The organism is Paenibacillus sp. FSL M7-0802, from assembly GCF_038004945.1.
Taxonomy (GTDB): domain Bacteria; phylum Bacillota; class Bacilli; order Paenibacillales; family Paenibacillaceae; genus Paenibacillus; species Paenibacillus polymyxa_B.
In genome coordinates, this window is the sequence record NZ_JBBOSD010000001.1 from 2,087,086 (window position 1) to 2,105,120 (window position 18,035).

12 protein-coding genes are annotated in these 18,035 nt (G+C 43.2%); 2 read left to right on the forward strand and 10 right to left on the reverse strand.

Annotation, left to right across the window (positions count from 1 at the left end):
* Nucleotides 1–57: 57 nt before the first annotated feature.
* Together treC and MHB54_RS09820 are read right to left on the reverse strand one after the other, a co-directional pair.
* Entirely contained in the window at nt 58–1,797 is a 1,740-nt protein-coding gene (treC, locus tag MHB54_RS09815; protein WP_264454210.1) for an alpha,alpha-phosphotrehalase, read from the reverse strand.
* Between the two features lie 272 nt (nt 1,798–2,069).
* On the reverse strand, nt 2,070–2,651 hold the full coding sequence (locus MHB54_RS09820; protein ID WP_023986882.1) for a LysE family transporter: 582 nt from the start codon (nt 2,649–2,651) through the stop codon (nt 2,070–2,072).
* Between the two features lie 113 nt (nt 2,652–2,764).
* Here MHB54_RS09820 and MHB54_RS09825 point away from each other — a divergent pair, with 113 nt between their 5' ends.
* Nucleotides 2,765–3,316, forward strand: coding sequence for a helix-turn-helix domain-containing protein (locus tag MHB54_RS09825; protein ID WP_075153705.1), 552 nt, complete (start codon nt 2,765–2,767; stop codon nt 3,314–3,316).
* Between the two features lie 116 nt (nt 3,317–3,432).
* On the opposite strand, the gene MHB54_RS09830 is transcribed toward MHB54_RS09825, so the two are convergent.
* From MHB54_RS09830 to MHB54_RS09850, 5 genes are all read right to left on the reverse strand, one after another.
* Nucleotides 3,433–4,002, reverse strand: coding sequence for a sugar O-acetyltransferase (locus MHB54_RS09830; protein WP_319640914.1), 570 nt, complete (start codon nt 4,000–4,002; stop codon nt 3,433–3,435).
* Nucleotides 4,003–4,015: 13 nt separating this feature from the next.
* Nucleotides 4,016–5,230: an MFS transporter gene (locus tag MHB54_RS09835; RefSeq protein ID WP_413630608.1), complete on the reverse strand. Its 1,215-nt coding sequence runs from the start codon at nt 5,228–5,230 to the stop codon at nt 4,016–4,018.
* Nucleotides 5,231–5,444: 214 nt separating this feature from the next.
* The gene (locus MHB54_RS09840) at nt 5,445–7,823 is read right to left on the reverse strand and encodes a glycoside hydrolase family 2 TIM barrel-domain containing protein (RefSeq protein WP_319640940.1); all 2,379 of its coding nucleotides are present in this window, start codon (nt 7,821–7,823) and stop codon (nt 5,445–5,447) included.
* Nucleotides 7,824–7,902: 79 nt separating this feature from the next.
* Nucleotides 7,903–8,697, reverse strand: coding sequence for a Nif3-like dinuclear metal center hexameric protein (locus MHB54_RS09845; RefSeq protein ID WP_028541086.1), 795 nt, complete (start codon nt 8,695–8,697; stop codon nt 7,903–7,905).
* Nucleotides 8,698–8,818: 121 nt separating this feature from the next.
* Nucleotides 8,819–9,385 (reverse strand): 5' nucleotidase, NT5C type, encoded by a 567-nt coding sequence (locus tag MHB54_RS09850; protein ID WP_028541087.1) that lies wholly within the window; start codon nt 9,383–9,385, stop codon nt 8,819–8,821.
* A 473-nt stretch (nt 9,386–9,858) separates the two neighbouring features.
* Between MHB54_RS09850 and MHB54_RS09855 the strand changes: the two genes are divergently transcribed.
* Nucleotides 9,859–10,842 carry a glycoside hydrolase family 5 protein gene (locus MHB54_RS09855; protein ID WP_071559348.1) on the forward strand — a complete coding sequence of 328 codons (984 nt, stop codon included), beginning with the start codon at nt 9,859–9,861 and terminating at the stop codon, nt 10,840–10,842.
* A 96-nt stretch (nt 10,843–10,938) separates the two neighbouring features.
* Here the strand turns inward: MHB54_RS09855 and MHB54_RS09860 are convergent, their stop codons facing one another.
* The 3 genes from MHB54_RS09860 to MHB54_RS09870 are packed head-to-tail and all read right to left on the reverse strand — an operon-like array spanning nt 10,939 to nt 17,953.
* A complete protein-coding gene (locus tag MHB54_RS09860) occupies nt 10,939–13,296 on the reverse strand; it encodes a beta-galactosidase (protein ID WP_264454212.1) in 2,358 nt (785 codons plus the stop codon).
* A gap of 21 nt (nt 13,297–13,317) precedes the next feature.
* Nucleotides 13,318–14,604, reverse strand: coding sequence for a cellulase-like family protein (locus MHB54_RS09865; protein ID WP_028541090.1), 1,287 nt, complete (start codon nt 14,602–14,604; stop codon nt 13,318–13,320).
* Nucleotides 14,597–17,953, reverse strand: a complete 3,357-nt coding sequence (locus tag MHB54_RS09870; RefSeq protein WP_340981577.1) for a DUF5107 domain-containing protein — start codon at nt 17,951–17,953, stop codon at nt 14,597–14,599. The genes MHB54_RS09865 and MHB54_RS09870 overlap by 8 nt, the downstream gene beginning before the upstream one ends.
* Nucleotides 17,954–18,035 lie beyond the last annotated feature (82 nt).

Consider the following 18,035-nt stretch of genomic DNA (forward strand, 5'->3'; position numbering starts at 1 on the left):
GCAGCAACCCCGGTTGTAAAAAGTAGCGTACCCGGGGTGCTACCTGATGTCTCCATACTATTCACTAAGGCTACGAACAATCCACATATAGGAAGCATATGGGGTCAAAGAGATTACTTCTTTTAGCTCCGGGGCGTGCTGGGTATTACCTATTAAAAGCTCAGCCCCAGCCAACGCTTGATTTTCTAATGATGAATAAAATGAATCCGGTATACGGAATTGCGTATTCTGTCCGCTAAAATTGGAGATGACGATCAAAGTCTCCTCTTCATTGCTGCGTTGATAGGCATAGACCTGAGGATGAGCTTCGTCCAGGCGTAGATAATTCCCATCGGTAATGACTTGCACCGTCTTACGCAGATGAATTAGCTTACGGTAATGGTGATAGATAGAGTTCGGGTCCTCTAACTGAGCCTGAACATTAATCTGTGGATATCGTTCATCTACCTTAATCCAGGGAGTACCTGAAGTGAAGCCCGCATTGCGAGTGCCATCCCACTGCATCGGTGTTCTCGAATTATCACGAGACCGCTCTCGAATGATATTCAATGCTTCTTCTGCACTTTTGCCTTGCTCCTGTAAGATACGATACATATTCAGAGATTCGACATCCCGAAACTCTTCAATGTCTGCCCACTGCGGGTTGGCCATCCCAATCTCTTCACCCTGAAATATATAAGGCGTTCCTTGAAGACCATGTAGCGTGGTTGCCAGCAGCTTAGCGCTTTCCGCTTGGTATTCGCCATCATCCAAAAAGCGAGAGATTGCCCTTGGCTGATCATGATTATTAAAAAACAATGCACTCCAGCCACCACCCTGTTGCATGCCCGTTTGCCAATCCGAGAATAGCTTTTTCAGCATTTCAAAATCATATGGCATCAATTCCCACTTTTGTCCATTTGGATAATCCACCTTCAAATGATGAAAATTAAAGGTCATGGACAATTCTTTTCTCTCTGGATTGGAATAACGGATACAGTGATCCAGTGAGGTGGAGGACATCTCACCCACAGTGACGCTATTCTGTTTGGCAAATACTTTCTCATGTAACTCATGGATGTATTCATGCACATGTGGACCGTCCGTATAATACTTACGTCCGTCGCCAGGAGCCGTGCTTCTATCATCGTCCGAGAATTGCTGATCCTTGGAAATCAAATTAATGACATCCAGTCGGAAACCACTAACTCCCTTCTCAGCCCAAAATTCCAGCAGATTGACAACTTCTTGACGGACTTTGGGATTTTCCCAGTTTAGATCCGCCTGAGTCTTATCAAATAGTGTCAGGAAATATTGGCCTGTTGCCTCGTCATATTGCCAAGCTGGTCCACCAAATTTGGAAACCCAATTGTTTGGAGGTCCACCATCGGGTGCTGGATCACGCCAGATATAATAGTCCCTATACTCACTATCCTTAGAAAGCCGTGCCTCCTGAAACCAGGTATGTTCTGTGGAAGAATGGTTAACCACGATGTCGATCATTAAGTACATCCCACGTGCCCGGATTCCCTCGCTTAATTCTTCAAAATCCTGCATTGTTCCATAATCGGGATTAATCTGGCAATAATCGGCTACATCATACCCGTTATCACGTTGTGGTGAGACATATACAGGCTGCAACCAGACAATATCGACACCCAGTTTTTTCAAATAATCCAGCTTTTGCGTCAGTCCTCTTATATCACCGGTTCCTTTGCCCGTTGTATCGTTAAAACTTTTGGGATAAACCTGATAGACCACTGATTTGCGCCACCAGTCCTTATCTTGAGGAATTAAAGTCTTGTTCATTGCTTCCATTCATGCTCATTCCTTTCTTGCGAAATGAAGTAGCGTAAAAAATAATATAACGCTTTCAACATCTTGTATATACAAGATTAAGTCATGTATATACAAGTTGTCAACAGCTTTATCTATTAAGGTAATACCCGTTTTACAGCTAAATGATCAGGAGACTCATCCATTCTGTCCGATTGTATGTTATGACTCGTAGAATAAGCTCAATTCACACGAAAAAAGGCTCCTGCCTATAGTCAGGAACCTTTCTTTTCTATGATGAATAAGGTACTCATTTACATCCATATCGATAGTGCACTATAAAGGAGCAATAAGGACATTATGATATTGAAGGAACGCTCATGCTTATTCAAGAAACGTTGAAACACTGCGCCAAAAATCGCCCAGCTCACTACAGCTACAAAACCAATACAGGTCAGGAGTAATGAAATCGTAATAAGCTCTATATACGATACATCATAAGGCATTACAAACGTTGAAATGACCGTAATACCATACAAAATGATTTTTAAATTGATAAATTGTAGCAACAGTCCTGATTTGAAGGAATATCCCTCATTGTGATCATTATCCTCCGTAGAGGATTTGCTCTTTGCAATTTTCACCGCCAGATAAAGCATATACAGACTGCCGAGAACATTCATCCAGATCTTAACCCGTGGCAAAAAATGATACAAAGCAAGATTAAAATAGCAGGCTAACAGCATAATGGCGAAACAACCTGCTGTTACTCCCAGCAAGAATGGGAATGCTTTTTTCAAACCCAACCGCCTGGCACTGTCTAAAGACATAATATTGTTGGGACCTGGCGTAAAGCTGCTAACAAGTGCATAAGAAAGGAACGGAATAAACGGCATGCAACAATCAACTCCCGTATGTTATAATTGAATGAAATGTACGTTGAGACGTACATTTGTACTTTATGATTGTACAATATGTTCTTTATAAAGCACAATAGGAGCGAAGAATTATGGAGAATATTAATCTGATTTTAAGTAAAAATTTGAAACATCTAAGAAATGAAAGAAAATTAAGTTTAGATAAATTAGCTGATCTGACGGGGATCAGTAAAACGATGCTCGGTCAGATTGAGCGCGGAGAATCTAATCCCTCGATTACAACCGTATGGAAAATTGCGAACGGCTTGAAAATCTCTTTCACTGCTCTGATTAATGAACCACCTTCAGATGCAGTAGTCGTTCCTAAAAGCAAAGTACAAGTGCTTGAAGAAAATAATCAATATCGGTTGTATCCATTTTTCCCCTATGAAGGCAGTAGAAATTTTGAGGTTTACACCGTAGAGATTGAAGCAGGCGGAGAACTGAGTTCAGCGCCGCATCGTGAAGGTACAGAAGAATTTATTACGGTATTTGTGGGTGAGATGGTGGTAAAAGTCAGTGAGGAAATATACACGGTTAAAGCTGGAGATTCGATCCGCTTTAAAGCAGACCGCCCACACATTTACTATAATCTAGGAGAAACCCTGGTTCGGGTGAATATGATTATTTATTACTCTGTATAGTTCAATCTTGAAGACCATAAGTATACAAGTCTTTAAATTAAATGATCCTATTAAAATAAGGAGCGCTTTTAATAGGATCATCGGTACAAATATTAAATGATTTGCCTGTATGCTGTTTAGGAGATTTTAATTTGCTTTATCACTCGTGCTGGATTTCCAGCTACAACCACATGATCTGGAACATCCTTGGTTACTACTGCTCCTGATGCCACTACGACATTATTACCTATCGTAACACCGGGATTAATAACTGCTCTACCGCCGATCCATACATTGTTGCCAATCGTTACAGGTTTTCCATACTCTGGGCCAGCGATTCGTTCAAACGGATCTATGGGATGAGTCGCTGTGTAAATATGGACTCCTGGAGCCATGAAACAATTATCTCCAATGCGCACTTCGCAAACATCCAAAATGGTACAGTCAAAGTTGGCGTAGAAATTTTCCCCAACATGGATATTGTATCCGTAGTCACAGCGTATGTTGGGTTCCATACCTATATTTTCACCAGTTGATCCGAAAAGCTCCTTAAGTAACTTTTCACGGTACTTACGATCCGTCTCTGCCGTCTGATTAAAGAGACGTACACAGCTTCTCGCATACTCTCTTTCATTTGTTAATTGAGGATCAGCAGCTACATAAAGTTCTCCATTCATCATCTTTTGTTTTTCCGTTTTCATAGTCATGGGACAATCCCCTTTATATTTTAATCTGATTTTTTTCTTTCATCCCAATAGGTTGGGCTGCGCCCGATATCAAGCCAGCAACAATAACGCCAACAAGCACTACAATCAAGGCATGTAGAAGTCCAACATGTTTACCTAAAAACCCTAAGCTTGGAGGGCCTACTAAAAAGGCAATGTAACCGATCGTGGCTACGGCTCCAACCCGGATAGCTGCACCACGAGGATCGTCTCCGGCAGCAGATAAGCCCACAGGAAAACCAAGTGAGGCTCCAAACCCCCATAATACGACGCCCAGTCCGGCCATGAGGTAATGCTGTCCCCAGATCACTAGAATGATACCGATAGCAGCCAGGACAGCACTCCCTTTCAACACAGGGACACGGCCGTATTTATCCAGTATGAATCCGCCAGTAAAACGTCCAATGGTCATCGCTGCCACAAATAGTCCATACATATAAGAGCCTGTTAAAGAATCCACGCCATAACCATCTACCATCGCTAGTGGCAACCAGTCATTCGCAGACCCTTCTGCAAACGCCATACCTAACACGATGATACCGATTAATAAAATCCGTCTTTCTTTCCATACAGCAAGCTGCGCCTTGAGATTAGATCCGACCTTTTGAGTAGAAACTTCTTTCTCTATACCTGTATCGTGGGGCAGAAAACGATAAAAATAGAAGGTTACCGCTGCAATCATGATAGCCATAGCTCCAAAATGGACCACAACAGGTATATGTAGCGCCGCTGCTCCAGAGCCAATGATCGCACCTACAAGTGTACCCATACTAAATGAACCGTGAAAAGCGGGCAAAAGCGTTTTTTGCAATTGATTTTCTACCGCAGAACCTTCGACATTAAGAGCTACTTCTGCTGTCCCATAGCCACCTCCAAAGATGACTAAACCAGCAAACACGATGCTCGTGAGCGAAAATGCAGTTCCCAACCCTACAATGACAAAACCGATCACAATCAAAATCGCACTTACCAAAATGACCGCCCGTCCACCTATACGAGAAATCATATTGCCTGCACTAAGTAGTCCCACTAAAGAACCTGCGGCTAAGCCAAAAATTATAATTCCCATTTCGGCAGTCGAGACATGTAAAATATCCCGGATAATAGGCGTTCGAGACACCCAGGAAGCAAAAGCTACACCCGGTAAAGCGAATAACAAAAATAAAATGTTACGAATTACCCTGGGATTCATGGAGGGTTCTACTGGCATTTACTTATCTCCTTATCACCACTTTTTATTAATCTTTTAATAAGTTATATTATAATTAGTCATTCTATTCGTATCCAAACTATTTGTCAAAAAGAGAATTATAGTCATAGATGGCTATTGACTGTCAGTTGTAAACATATTAAAAAGGGCCTGAGCAGGTAGGGCATAAGCATTCACCACCTGTTCAGACCTTATTAGTTAAACCATACAAGCTCTATACTGAATCAGCCTTGAATTGTCTTTTGGATTCTTCTTCTATTTTCAGTCTGGTTTCTCCCAGCAACCCTCCATCTGCTGACGCCTGAAGCAACAACTCACCAGCCACATAACCGGATTGTATAACAACGAGACACCTTCCCCTGTGTGTTCGTCTCTCATTCCCCTTGAAGGATTCATCGCTGGTGAGATCACCATTGTCTATTCCAAGGATACGACCATCACCATGCAGTTTAAAGGTTACATCAAAATCCTGGTTAGGTACAATGGTCCCGTTTGGGTCTATGACGGTTACTTCCACATGAGATATCTCATGCCCATCAGCAGGTAGAACCGTCCGATCGGCCTCCAACTTTAGAGCATAAGGAGCCCCGGCAGTGGTCAGTTCATGCTCACAAACCTTCTCGTTTCCATTACGACCCACAGCCCGGATTTTGCCCGGTGTATAGGGAAGCTCCCATAGGATTAGATGATTAGGGTAATCCACTAGCTTCCTCTCACCGTATGATTCATCATTCACGATCAATTCCACACTCTCACAATTAGTGAAAGTAACCAACCGTATCAATTTTCCACCGTATTCAGGAAATGTCCAGTGATCTTCCATAGCCGGAGATTTCCAGTGCATCGTCCATGTCGGATTAAATTCCGATTTCATATGTTCGTTAAATGCGGCTATGTGCACAATAGGCTGATCAGACCATAAACTTTGTTGGAGATAAGATACTGGTTTGCGGAATCCGCAAGTATCAATCAGACCCGAAGACCACCCTTTGGAGGGATAGCTCGTTTCTCCCAAATAGTCAATTCCACTCCAAACAAATTGACCGATCACATAATCATGATTAGCGACATCAAACCAGGGATTCATAGGCAAATAACCTTTAACCCGGTTATCCTTACCCCGATAGTATGGGAATGTTTCTGTTCCAAAGATAAGCGTATCCGGCATGGCCGCTCTATAGTGCTCATACCACTGCTCCTGATAGTTTACCCCCAGAACATCCACTCGTTGTGCCAGCTGTTTGGTATGCTCCACTTTGGCCTCAATCGAACCCTCACGCAAGCTGATCGGTGTATTATGCGGCTCAAGCGCACATGTAACCGGTCGGGTTGGGTCTTTTTCATGGCAGAAACCCACGAGCTGCTCCAACATTTTGAGCATGGATGGCTGACCTTGGTTTTCCACTTCATTCCCAACGCTCCACATGAAAACACTGGGATGGTTCCTGTCCCTGAGCAACATTGCTTCCAGATCTTTTTCCCACCACTCATCATACAAATGCTCATAGAAAAGAGACTTCCATTTGTCAAAAGCTTCATCAACCACCAAGAACCCCATCTGATCACATAAATCTAATAATTCGGGCGCCATCGGGTTATGAGCAAAACGAATTGAGTTACAGCCCATTTCTTTCAGCCTCTGCAGCCTTCTCTTCATGGCTGTATCATGGTAAGCAGCCCCCAGACAGCCTAAATCATGGTGAATGCACACTCCCTTTAGCTTTAAGTTGCTTCCGTTCAGCAATAAACCTTTTTGTGTATCCAGCTTCATTTCTCTTATACCAAAAGGGGTGCAATAACGATCCACCTCTGTATTGTCGCAATAGATCGTCGTCTGAGCTTCGTAGAGCAGTGGGTTGTCCGGTGACCATAGTTCTGGCTCTAAAACTCGCGCTTTTTGCTCTATTTCCCCCGTTTCACAGCCCGAAAGAGTTACTCGGTTTTCCACTTTTCCTTTGATCTGTCCCTGTGGGTCCAGCATTTCAGTCATAATCGTACACTCTACGGCATGCGCGTGATGATTAGTGACCTGGATTCTGGCAGTCACCTTGGCTTCATCTGGCGAAATTTCAGGTGTGGTAATGTAAGTCCCCCATTCGGTTATATGAATATAATCCGTACAAATCAGCCAAACATTACGATAAATACCGGCCCCCGAATACCATCTATCAGGTGAAAGAATCGTATTGTCCACTTTGACGGCAATCACATTCTCCTCATCCCACCGAATATATGGAGTCAAATCATATTGAAAGCTAACATATCCATAGGGTCGCTTGCCCACAAAATGCCCATTGATCCAAACCTCACTGTTACTGTGAATGCCATCAAATTGTATGTATACGCGCTGTTTTGGAGAGGAGGGCTTCACATTAAAATGCTTTCTGTACCACCCGACAGACCATCTCGGCAAATAAGCTTGATTGCCACCATACAGCATATGCGGATCAAAGGACTTTTCAATGCTCCAATCATGAGGGACTTGAAGGAGTCGCCAATGCTCATCGTTGTAGTCCATTTTCTCAGCACCTGCATAATTACCTTCTATAAATTTCCAATCTATTTTGAATGGCATAATCACTCTGCTTCCCATCATCTTGCCTCCATTTCATAAAGTGGATGAACGGATATAACAACAGTGCGGGATGACCATCACAAAAGACGTGTTCTCATTACAATATTTGAAACACCGGGCGATCTTCTATAAAGTGTACGGGGAGCATTGGAAATTGGGCGGAAAGTACATCTGCGAGATACTTCATCCCAGGTGCTTCACTTTCAGCATGTCCCAGCATGATAAGTGCTTTACTTTGCCCTTGATAGACAGCATCTTTAACATATTCTGGTGTTTCCCATTCTGGGCCCTCACCGGCAATGACTAAATCCACATTTTCATTTAGAAATAATGGAATGGCTAGTTCACCACCTCCCCTGTATCCTACTGAGATTCCCACTCGTTCACATGGCATGGAAACCTCACCAGCCACCCGTACATAACGAATATGTAGTTTGGCTTTGATATATTCAGCGATCTCCTTAACCTCCATAGCCGGAATAGTCAAAATGGCGGCCGTCGGCTGTTGTTTCACAATGTAGTTGTGCCAGCCAAGCGCCTGAAGAAGCCCAACCATCACTCCATCCGGTTGATAACGATGTATGGCGTCATGAAACCGATAAATGCCTATACCTGCATCGGCAATGAGGCGAGATTTTTGCAAAAAAACAGGATCATGTAGTAAACATTCATGCATTCTCTGATGACTATAAAAGATGCCTTCATGCGTAATGATAAAATTTGCACCTAGAGAAATAGCTTGTTCTATCACATACTGCGAAGCGGAGAAAGCGGTTACAATTCCTTGCACCTCAGTATCTATATATCCTGGGTCCAGTAGATCTACGGTGGTGTTGGGTATGCTTATTCCCTTGGTCAGATGATTCACAATCTGACCCATAGTCATGGTCATACACGTTCCCTCCTCATGGATAATGCATATCAATTGTACCATTTTATTTCAATCATAAGTGCTATTCTTTCTAGCAAAATAGCCAGTTCCAAAGGAGCCAGCTGTTTTACGAATGGTTCTATTATTTATACAGAACTCCTAAAATGGAGTCGATTCGTTCTTTTGCTCCTTGCCAGGATGTCATGACGGGGAACTCATATTGCTCTCTTACTCTCAGATTCCATGGATGAGGAATGCAAAGCACCTTTTTCCCCTCCTCTAGCGCAGGCACTAAATTATGAGGACCATCATCAATCAGGAGATCATAGTTAATCAGGTTCTTTCGTTTACATGGGAAAAAGTTCTCAATCGGAATGAATGGCATATGTCTTTGAAGCCAGTTCCATTTCTCTACGACGGTCTTGGGTTCTGCCGCTGTCACAATAATGACATCAAAATCATTGCAAAGCTTCTCCATCTCTTCTACAACATACTCGTCATACAGTTCAAGTTCCTCAAACAAACCCGGTCGCCCATAAAATACATCATGCGTGCTCTTGGGATGACGTAGATGATCGGTGTTCCAATCTAACATTTCTTCATACCGAAGCGTATGAGTGGGAAATTCACTATTGTTATGGTATATGGCTCGTTTGACGAGATGACAGATGGTATCGTCCATATCGACTGCAATGATTGGTTTTCTCATCAGCTTGCCCCTATTCACTCTGGTAAAATTTTTCACAAGAATATCATACTATAATTTAATATCGCGGTGAAGCTTAGGTATTGCTGTCCGATTAGATCTCGCCTTTGTTCAAGATAATTAGCCAAGTATAACGTTAGGTTTATCTACATAAATCAGATATATTAAAGCAAAAAAGTTAGGTTAGTTTTATTGAAACAAACTAAATTTCAAACAAATATAAGCAATAAATACAATGATACCATAGAAAATCTCGCTTAAATAATAAATCTATGTGTTTATGATTAGAAAACACAAAAAATAACTAAAAAAATTAATTGAATAACAAAAATTCAAATGATAGAATAACAAAAATAACTTTTCTCCAAATTGAAAACGATTAATTTGTGTTTAGCTTACTGCTATTTACACACTTACATACCTACCTCATCTCTGTATAGCAGGAAGTTGAATAATATATTTAGGGAGGAATAAAAATGAAGGTATTGTTAAGAAAAGCATTATTGTCTGGACTGGTCGGCTTGCTCATCATGATTGGTTTAGGAGGAGTTTTCTCAAAGGTAGAAGCTGCTTCAGGATTTTATGTAAGCGGTACCAAATTGTATGATTCTACAGGCAAGCCATTTGTTATGAGAGGCGTCAATCATGCTCACACATGGTACAAAAATGATCTTTATACAGCTATCCCGGCAATTGCCCAGACAGGTGCTAATACCGTCCGAATTGTCCTTTCTAACGGAAACCAGTACACCAAGGATGACATTAATTCCGTGAAAAATATTATCTCTCTAGTCACGAGTTACAAAATGATTGCTGTGCTTGAAGTTCATGACGCTACAGGCAAAGACGACTATGCGTCTTTGGATGCAGCTGTGAACTACTGGATTAGCATAAAGGATGCTCTGATCGGCAAGGAAGACCGGGTTATCGTAAACATTGCGAACGAATGGTATGGTTCTTGGAATGGAAGTGGTTGGGCTGATGGATACAAGCAAGCGATTCCCAAGTTGAGAAACGCAGGTATCAAAAATACGCTCATCGTCGATTGTGCCGGATGGGGACAATATCCTCAGTCTATCAATGACTTTGGTAAATCTGTATTTGCAGCTGATTCTTTGAAGAATACGGTATTCTCCATCCATATGTATGAGTTCGCGGGTAAAGATGTTCAAACTGTTCGAACCAATATTGATAACGTTCTGAATCAAGGACTTCCTCTGATTATTGGTGAATTTGGCGGTTACCACCAGGGAGCAGACGTCGACGAGACAGAAATCATGAGATATGGCCAATCCAAAGGGATAGGATGGTTAGCTTGGTCCTGGTATGGTAATAGTTCCAACCTTTCCTATCTTGATCTTGTAACAGGACCTAATGGCAATCTGACGGATTGGGGAAAAACTGTAGTTAACGGAAGCAACGGGATCAAACAAACATCGAAAAAAGCCGGTATCTACTAAAAACACATTAAGAAAATAAAAAATACTCATGTATTCACTGGCCCCTTACTTTATGTGAAATTAGTCTGGAAAGGAATCACCATGTAACCTTCTGGGTTATATGGTGATTTTGATTTCATATACAGGCACAAGGCTAACCGAACCGATATCTACAATACTTTCCTTTGTCGTCTCTTTCCAGCCAGCCATGGTCGTATTGCTATTGAGAACCTTACCTTTTCGAATGGAAGAAACATATACGTACAACCCTTGCTCGATGAGCCGATGCTCAAATGCTTTCAAACCTATTTCCCAGGTCGTATGGTTGCAGAAATTATCGTTGATCAGTTCGCCATCAATAAAAGCATAACCGATATCTCCAGTATAATGGATACGCAGCAGAGCTTCCTTGATTCCGTGAAAGGCATCTAATTCGAAATCAAGGGTACATTTATCGTTATTTATCCTTTTCAAATTGAAATGAATTTCTTTCTTAGGAGCCTTTAAACGATATGTTTTGAATACATTGTTTTCTGTTATTTCAAGCAGTTCTCCACCGGAAATCGATGTGAATGAGGCGTCAAAATCCGGGAATACACTCAGGGTTACCATTTCTTGGTCCGTTGATTCCAGCCTTAGATCGCCCTCAGATACAAGTACATTGGCATTTGTCAAAATGACTCTGTCCCGGCCTTGCATGTTTACCTTCCAAAATGTAAGACTTTGCTCATCAGTCATCGTATAGATGGCAACTTTTTGACCACTTTCAGATACCAGATGGATGAGACTATCCTCCTCTTCAGCAACCTTAATGATCGTGTTCCCATCCAATTGCTCTATCGAACCTTTGTCGATTGTGGCACTAATTATATCTTTTGACTCCATTACATACGTTCCTTTCATACCCTCTGGTACAAAGAAAAAATAATATGCTTCTCCATCCTCTTCTATCCTTGTTATCAGCTGTGCCGTAGCATATTTGAGTTTCATTCCATCTAAATTGAAGTTAAATGGCAATATGGCAAAACTATCACGTCCTAACGTCAGTTCACCTTGGCTAGGGATTACAATTGTTTCCTCGGGTAGCTCAATACTCACATTAAAATCGCACAGGTCGTAATTTTCGACATGGTCTTGAAAATTATTTAGAAACAGGTAACCCGATCCGGCACTAGATCGCACTGCATATCGTAACGTATCCACATCATAAGGGTCCATCTGGGACGTATCCCCTGGCAGAATTGTCTTTGTTAGTGAGAATTGCTTTTGGAACGTTGAAAAAAAGTAATGCTGCAGCTTTGTTCTTTGGTATGATTCCCTTACTTGGCCGAATTCGCCGATCATAGCGTTGAAATCATAGGATATTTTAGGAGTGGCTAGATCATTTGTGAACGGGTTAACCTTACCTCGAGGATTGGAACCCCCATGATACATGTAGTATCCGATCAGGTTACAGCCTTCTGCAACCTTCATGACAGTCATCGCTGGAACACTGCGGTAGGGAAATGCGAACCGGTATTTATAAAACTGAACCATGCCGCCACCCATTTCACAGCAAGCGTACGGATAGTCCTCAGGCGCGTATTGAGGCTCAAAATTGTAGCTCTTTGGAATCTTGTTATTATGCTTGTCTCGGAAAATGTATTCCGGTGTCGCAGGATGCTCGTTCATCCCCTCCAACCGTCCCTCTTCGTAGTAGATCCATGGCCAATAGGCATACCCGCCCCATAATGGCAGCATATCAGGTACAGGAGTTGTCGCTCCTCCCCATCCTGTGCACGTATAGATCGGAGTATCAATCCCTGCTTCCAGAGCTATTTCTTTAAGTTTTAACATATGCGAGTTACCGTCACTTCCACTGTTTAACCACATATCATTAATTCCTACAGTCAAGGCCCACTGGGCAGATGAATGATTATGCTCGTTTTCGATTTGGGTGCCGATAATTGGCCCCCCCTCCTTATATAACAACCCTTTAACCTGGGTACCGATTTCGTTATACATTCTTCTTGTATAGAACAGATACCCCTCATCATTAGAACGAACCTCAAATGGTCGACCAAATAACCAATCTGGCATACCGCCGTTTCGAATTTCCCCATGATCAAAGGGGCCGATCCGAATCATGGAGTATACCTGATGCTTGCCGCACAACTCGATGAAACGACGAAGATTTTTGTTCCCACTCCAATCAAAAATACCTTCAACTTCTTCATGTAGGTTCCAAAAAATATAAGTGGCAATGATGTTTACGCCGCCCATTTTTATTTTAATAATTTCGTCTTCCCAATAGCGTTCATCATAACGGGCATAATGGAATTCACCACAAATACCGAAAAAGGGCTCTCCGTCCTTCTCCATAAAATAGTTGGTGAATCCGATTTCCTCTCCTTTGGGATTGGTGCCGCCAAGTTTGATATGTCCTTTAACAATATGCTTTTGATCGTCTTTGACTGTAACCCGATAGTTTCTCATGGAGTTCACTCCCCTCACTCGTTAATCTGAATTCAAGATAAATTGATTCCATTTGCGCTGCCAAGCGATATCATTCCAGAATGGATGATGGGGAGCACAGTTAGAGCAGAGGGTCATTCCCCAGAACCCAAGTGCCATTCCTTTTCGCAACACATATTCAGCGATAAATTTGCCGACTGGGCCTTCTTCAAATTGGGCATACAGCGGCGTGTAGCCTACATAACCTTCTCCTATGACTATTGGAATACCGGAATGACGAGTCCATTCATGAATTTCTTCTAAACGGGTGTCGGCCTTCTGCAACATGGCAATTTTATGGTCTCCATACCGATCGTACAAAAATAAATCCCATTGGTCGGGATCTACCCAGTCGTGTAAATAAATAAGCCTCATGCCGACTGGATTGCCTTCCATCCGCCAATTCTGCTCCGGAGGCAGGGTCCACTTTGCAAATGGAGGAGCATCTTCTCTTAATAGGGATTGTACGAATGGATTGGGGAACGGCGCCAACTCATCATAAAGCCCTGCCGCTTCCATAAGCTCATTGAGCACCCCTTTAATATAAAGATGAAAATGGGCAACCTGCATATTGCGCGCGACGTAAGCTTTAGGGTAGGCTTCATTTAACGTATAGCTTGCCGTCATCATAATATCGGGATGACATTGGCGAAGATATTCAATCGCTTCTTCTACATAGGGCTGCATGGCTTCAATAAGCGCTGGTACATTCGTTTCGGCTATGCCTTCAGACGTCCCAACAGCGTTTAACTGCCCAAATTCCACTTCGTTATGCAACTCTGTATAGATGATCTGGTTCCTATAGCCTTCTGCTGTGACGAAACGGATCAACTGATCCATTGATTTTGCAATGGCCATGAATCTCTCCTTAGGAGGTATTGCAGCTAATTCATCTCTAAGCTCAGCATGAGCCAGAAAGCTGGGACTCTGCTGATATTCCCAAGAGGATAACATAATGTAACAGTTATGAGCCTTTGCTTGTTTAAACAGTTCAAGTAAATGAGCATGCCCGTCCAGCACTGCGCCGCCACGACAGTTATACCAACGCGTACGCTGACCTACTTCCCCAAGGTTAGCAAACTCCAAGGGTCCAGGACGTTTGCCATCCGCTGTAAACAACATGAATGGCATAGCACATATTCGGATCGTATTGTACCCTCTTTCGACCGCTTCTTTAAAACGGGCTTCAAGATCGCTGTAGGGCTCACCTTCTTGCGTCATTGTATACCAAGAAAAGTCCCACATGGTGATCGTCAATTTGCGCGGTACATTTCTCATGAGATTACTCATTTGATTTCCCCTCCCAGCTCCAGTCCATATGGTTCAATGCTCCTTGATGGTTAGCTTCCAGCTTAAGCACCGATTCAAAATGCAAGATAGCTTCGTCCTGTCGTCCTAATCCAAGCAAACCAAGTGCTTTCATATAAGTACAATGAACCTGATTACGATTATTCAGGTCATCTTCAAAGATGAGAAAGTCGGGTAACGAAACCGCAAAATAATCCATTTTCACGGGTTCAAACAAGTGCCTTTCGGCGTAATCAATGAGCTTGTTGAATCGACGATTGCCTTCCTTCGCATAACCAAGTTTCTGCCAGGCCAATCCTTGGTAAAATATCATATCCGGCTGTTGATCGTTATAATACATGGCGTTAATGGGTTCCCCCTGTCCTTGAGAGGCCGTGGAAAAAGCCTGCCTTGCCTCATCTGTTAATTTCAATAGCTCATACGCGCAGCCCAAATAATAGTAGATATCGTTATCTCGGGAACCCTCTAGCTTACCTTCGCCAAGATTCTCTGGATACACTAAAGCCTCCCGCAGCCCTTTTACAGCCTGCTCAATCTGCCCAGACCTCAGGTCGGACTTCGCAAGCTCTACCTTGGCAAGCCTATACTGTCCAGTTACCTTCCCCTCTCCGCCTTCCCATGGATGAAATATTCTCCCTGTCAGCAAGGACAACGCTATTTTATGCTGCTTCATCGTATTGTGAACGGTTACATATTCCAAAAACAGATCATCGCGAAGCTTTATGATTCCCGGATAACTCTCCATTAGGTTCAATCTGTCGTTGGGCTTGATGTTCAGCTTCTTATACAGCTGGTCAAGCTCATAAAGAACACGCGCGTCTGAAGTATTGCACGCAAAGGCCTGCTCTAACGAATGGCGAGCCTTCTTTACTTGGCCTTGTTTGTTAAAATATCCAAGAGCAAGATTACGGTGAACAACGGGGTAAGTATCGTCAATGGAACGAGACGTTTCCCAGCTGGAAATGGCATCCCAATGCCGTTTCTTGTCATAGAGTAAATTACCTAAGTAATAATGCGCCTTTCCATCCCCCGGTCTCGTTCGAATTGCAAATTGTAACACATCCAACTCCAACAGACTGTTAGGAAAGCAGTAGTCGGGAACTGCAACTGCGGCCTGCGCGAGAGCATTATTCGCCTGCTCATACTTGCCGATTTTAGCATAGCAGAAGGCCTGAACGTAATACAGCATAGGGTATGTTTTCGCCTGCTCTGGAGCTTCTTCCAACACACATACTGCATCCTCATAGAGTCCCGCCGCTGCATAGTCCGATGCTACTGCTATATAATTATGCACATCTCCACGCATCCATTTTTCCAGCTCTTCGAAGACCGTTTTAGCATCATCTCGTAACCCGAGAGCCTCTAATGATAATGCTTGCTCACGGTAAGCTCCAAAATCGGCGATATCGAGCTTAATTGTTTCCTTGGAATAGGCTATTGCCGCTTCGTAGCTGCCAAGCTTACGAAGAATAGCCGACTTCAGGTTGCGTGCTTTGTAGTTGCGAGCATTTCGGATTATCGAACGCTCCACCAGCTCCAACGCTTCTTCATAGTTCCCTTTTTCTGTCGCAATCTGTGCCAGTGAGAAATACCCGCTGTCTTGCCATGCTGCACTCCATACTGATTTATAAAATGCAGCGAACGCCTCATCCATCCGCTCTTGGTATTTTAGCGACAAGCCAAGCTGGTAGTAGGCCTCACCGTCATAGGGATTAGAGTTACGCCAGGTTACCCGCGAGATAGCTTTACGAAAGCACTCTTCACTTTCTGAATACAACCCTCTACGAAGAAGCAACGTACCATATGCCACATTTATGCGGCTGTCATTTTTATCTCTTTTCAGGCCCTCAAGATAATACGCCTCGGGTTCAAAGGTAGCATGACGGTATTGCTCCAAGTGTTGTCCTGCTAAATATAATTCTTCGTTCGTTCTTAATTCCTCCGGTTCTGGCAGGGGGGCGGCAGCAGCCGGCATCTGTTCAACTTCCTTTTTCTTCGGCTGATAGCTAATCAACTCCCTTCCGGTCGCGTCTTTGACGGTTAAGCATAGTTCATAATCCTCATCCTCAGCCAAAATAACTGTCTTCTGCATAAAGGCCTTATTAGGTGTCAGATCTAAGGTTTCTTGGATATAAACTTTCCGCTGACTACTTAATTCCACAACAGCGTCACGAAATGACGAAGTTACATAGACTCCAATCTGTGCTGTCCCTTCGCTGCGATTTAATTCCAAATTAACGGCTGCGTCAATTGAAGCGTTTTTGACAATACCAATATGTTTGTAAGGCATAAAATACTGCGAGAACGATTTTTCTTCATACGGCTGAAGCCAAGTGAAATCTGGTTGGTTATCGGTATATACCCCCGTCATCAACTCGATGTAGGGGCCGTCTTCGTCTGTTAGATTCCGGTCCCATGCTTGGCCGAATTCGCCATTTCCCCATGTCCATTGCTTTTTTCCGGGAGAGATGTGATGGTTAGCCACATGCAAAAGCCCGGCTTGTTTCATATGGTCGTAACCACCTATGAAATTGTAATCCGATTTATAGGCCATATATGAAGTGGGGACAGGAATATTTTTGTATCGGGAGATATCTACGCCTTCAGAATAATCCATTTTATAATAAGTGCCTGTAGCGATCGGGAAACGGGATACATCTCGCTTTCCATGGTCGAACACGGCTGATACGTCTGGAGGAAAAACAGATTGTGTGTGCTCATGTACCGCTACGGCTGGATTGGCCCACCATAGAAACGTTTGAGGCTCGGCAGTCCGGTTGTATAGCTGGGCCCCAACTTTAAGGTATGCTTTATCCGGTTGGAGTGTAAATCCAGCTGTTACTTTCGTGCCGAACATACGATCAATTTCTCTCACCCATACCGTTGCGCTTCCGTCCTCATGTTCTTCCAACTTGTATTCAACGGGTCCGTAAGTGTTGGGACGGTGATGCTGAGGCCAGTTGAACTCAATGCCTCCAGATATCCACGGCCCCAATAAGCCCACAAGCGCTGGTTTGATGACCCTGTTATAATAAACAAAATCGTAACCGTTGGTCTTGTCGACCGCACGATAAATGCGGCCTCCCAGCTCTGGCATGATCTCAATGCGCAAGTATTTATTTTCCAGAAAAACCATTTGGTAATTTTCAAGTTTCTTCTCATCCTCAATTTTATCAATTACCGGATGCGGGTACACTCGACCGGAACTTCCCTGGTAGACACGTTTCTCCAGAAACATTGGATTTTTGTCGGGTTTGCCAATTCCATACGTGGGGATCTGCACGGTTTCCTCCCACACGCGTGCCTTAGCGTCGAAGATGCTCAATTCCATCACTCCCTCATAGTCGCTCTTATATTCAGAGCTTACAAGTAAGCGACAGTACAGACAATTGACAATCCACTGTTTATGATGG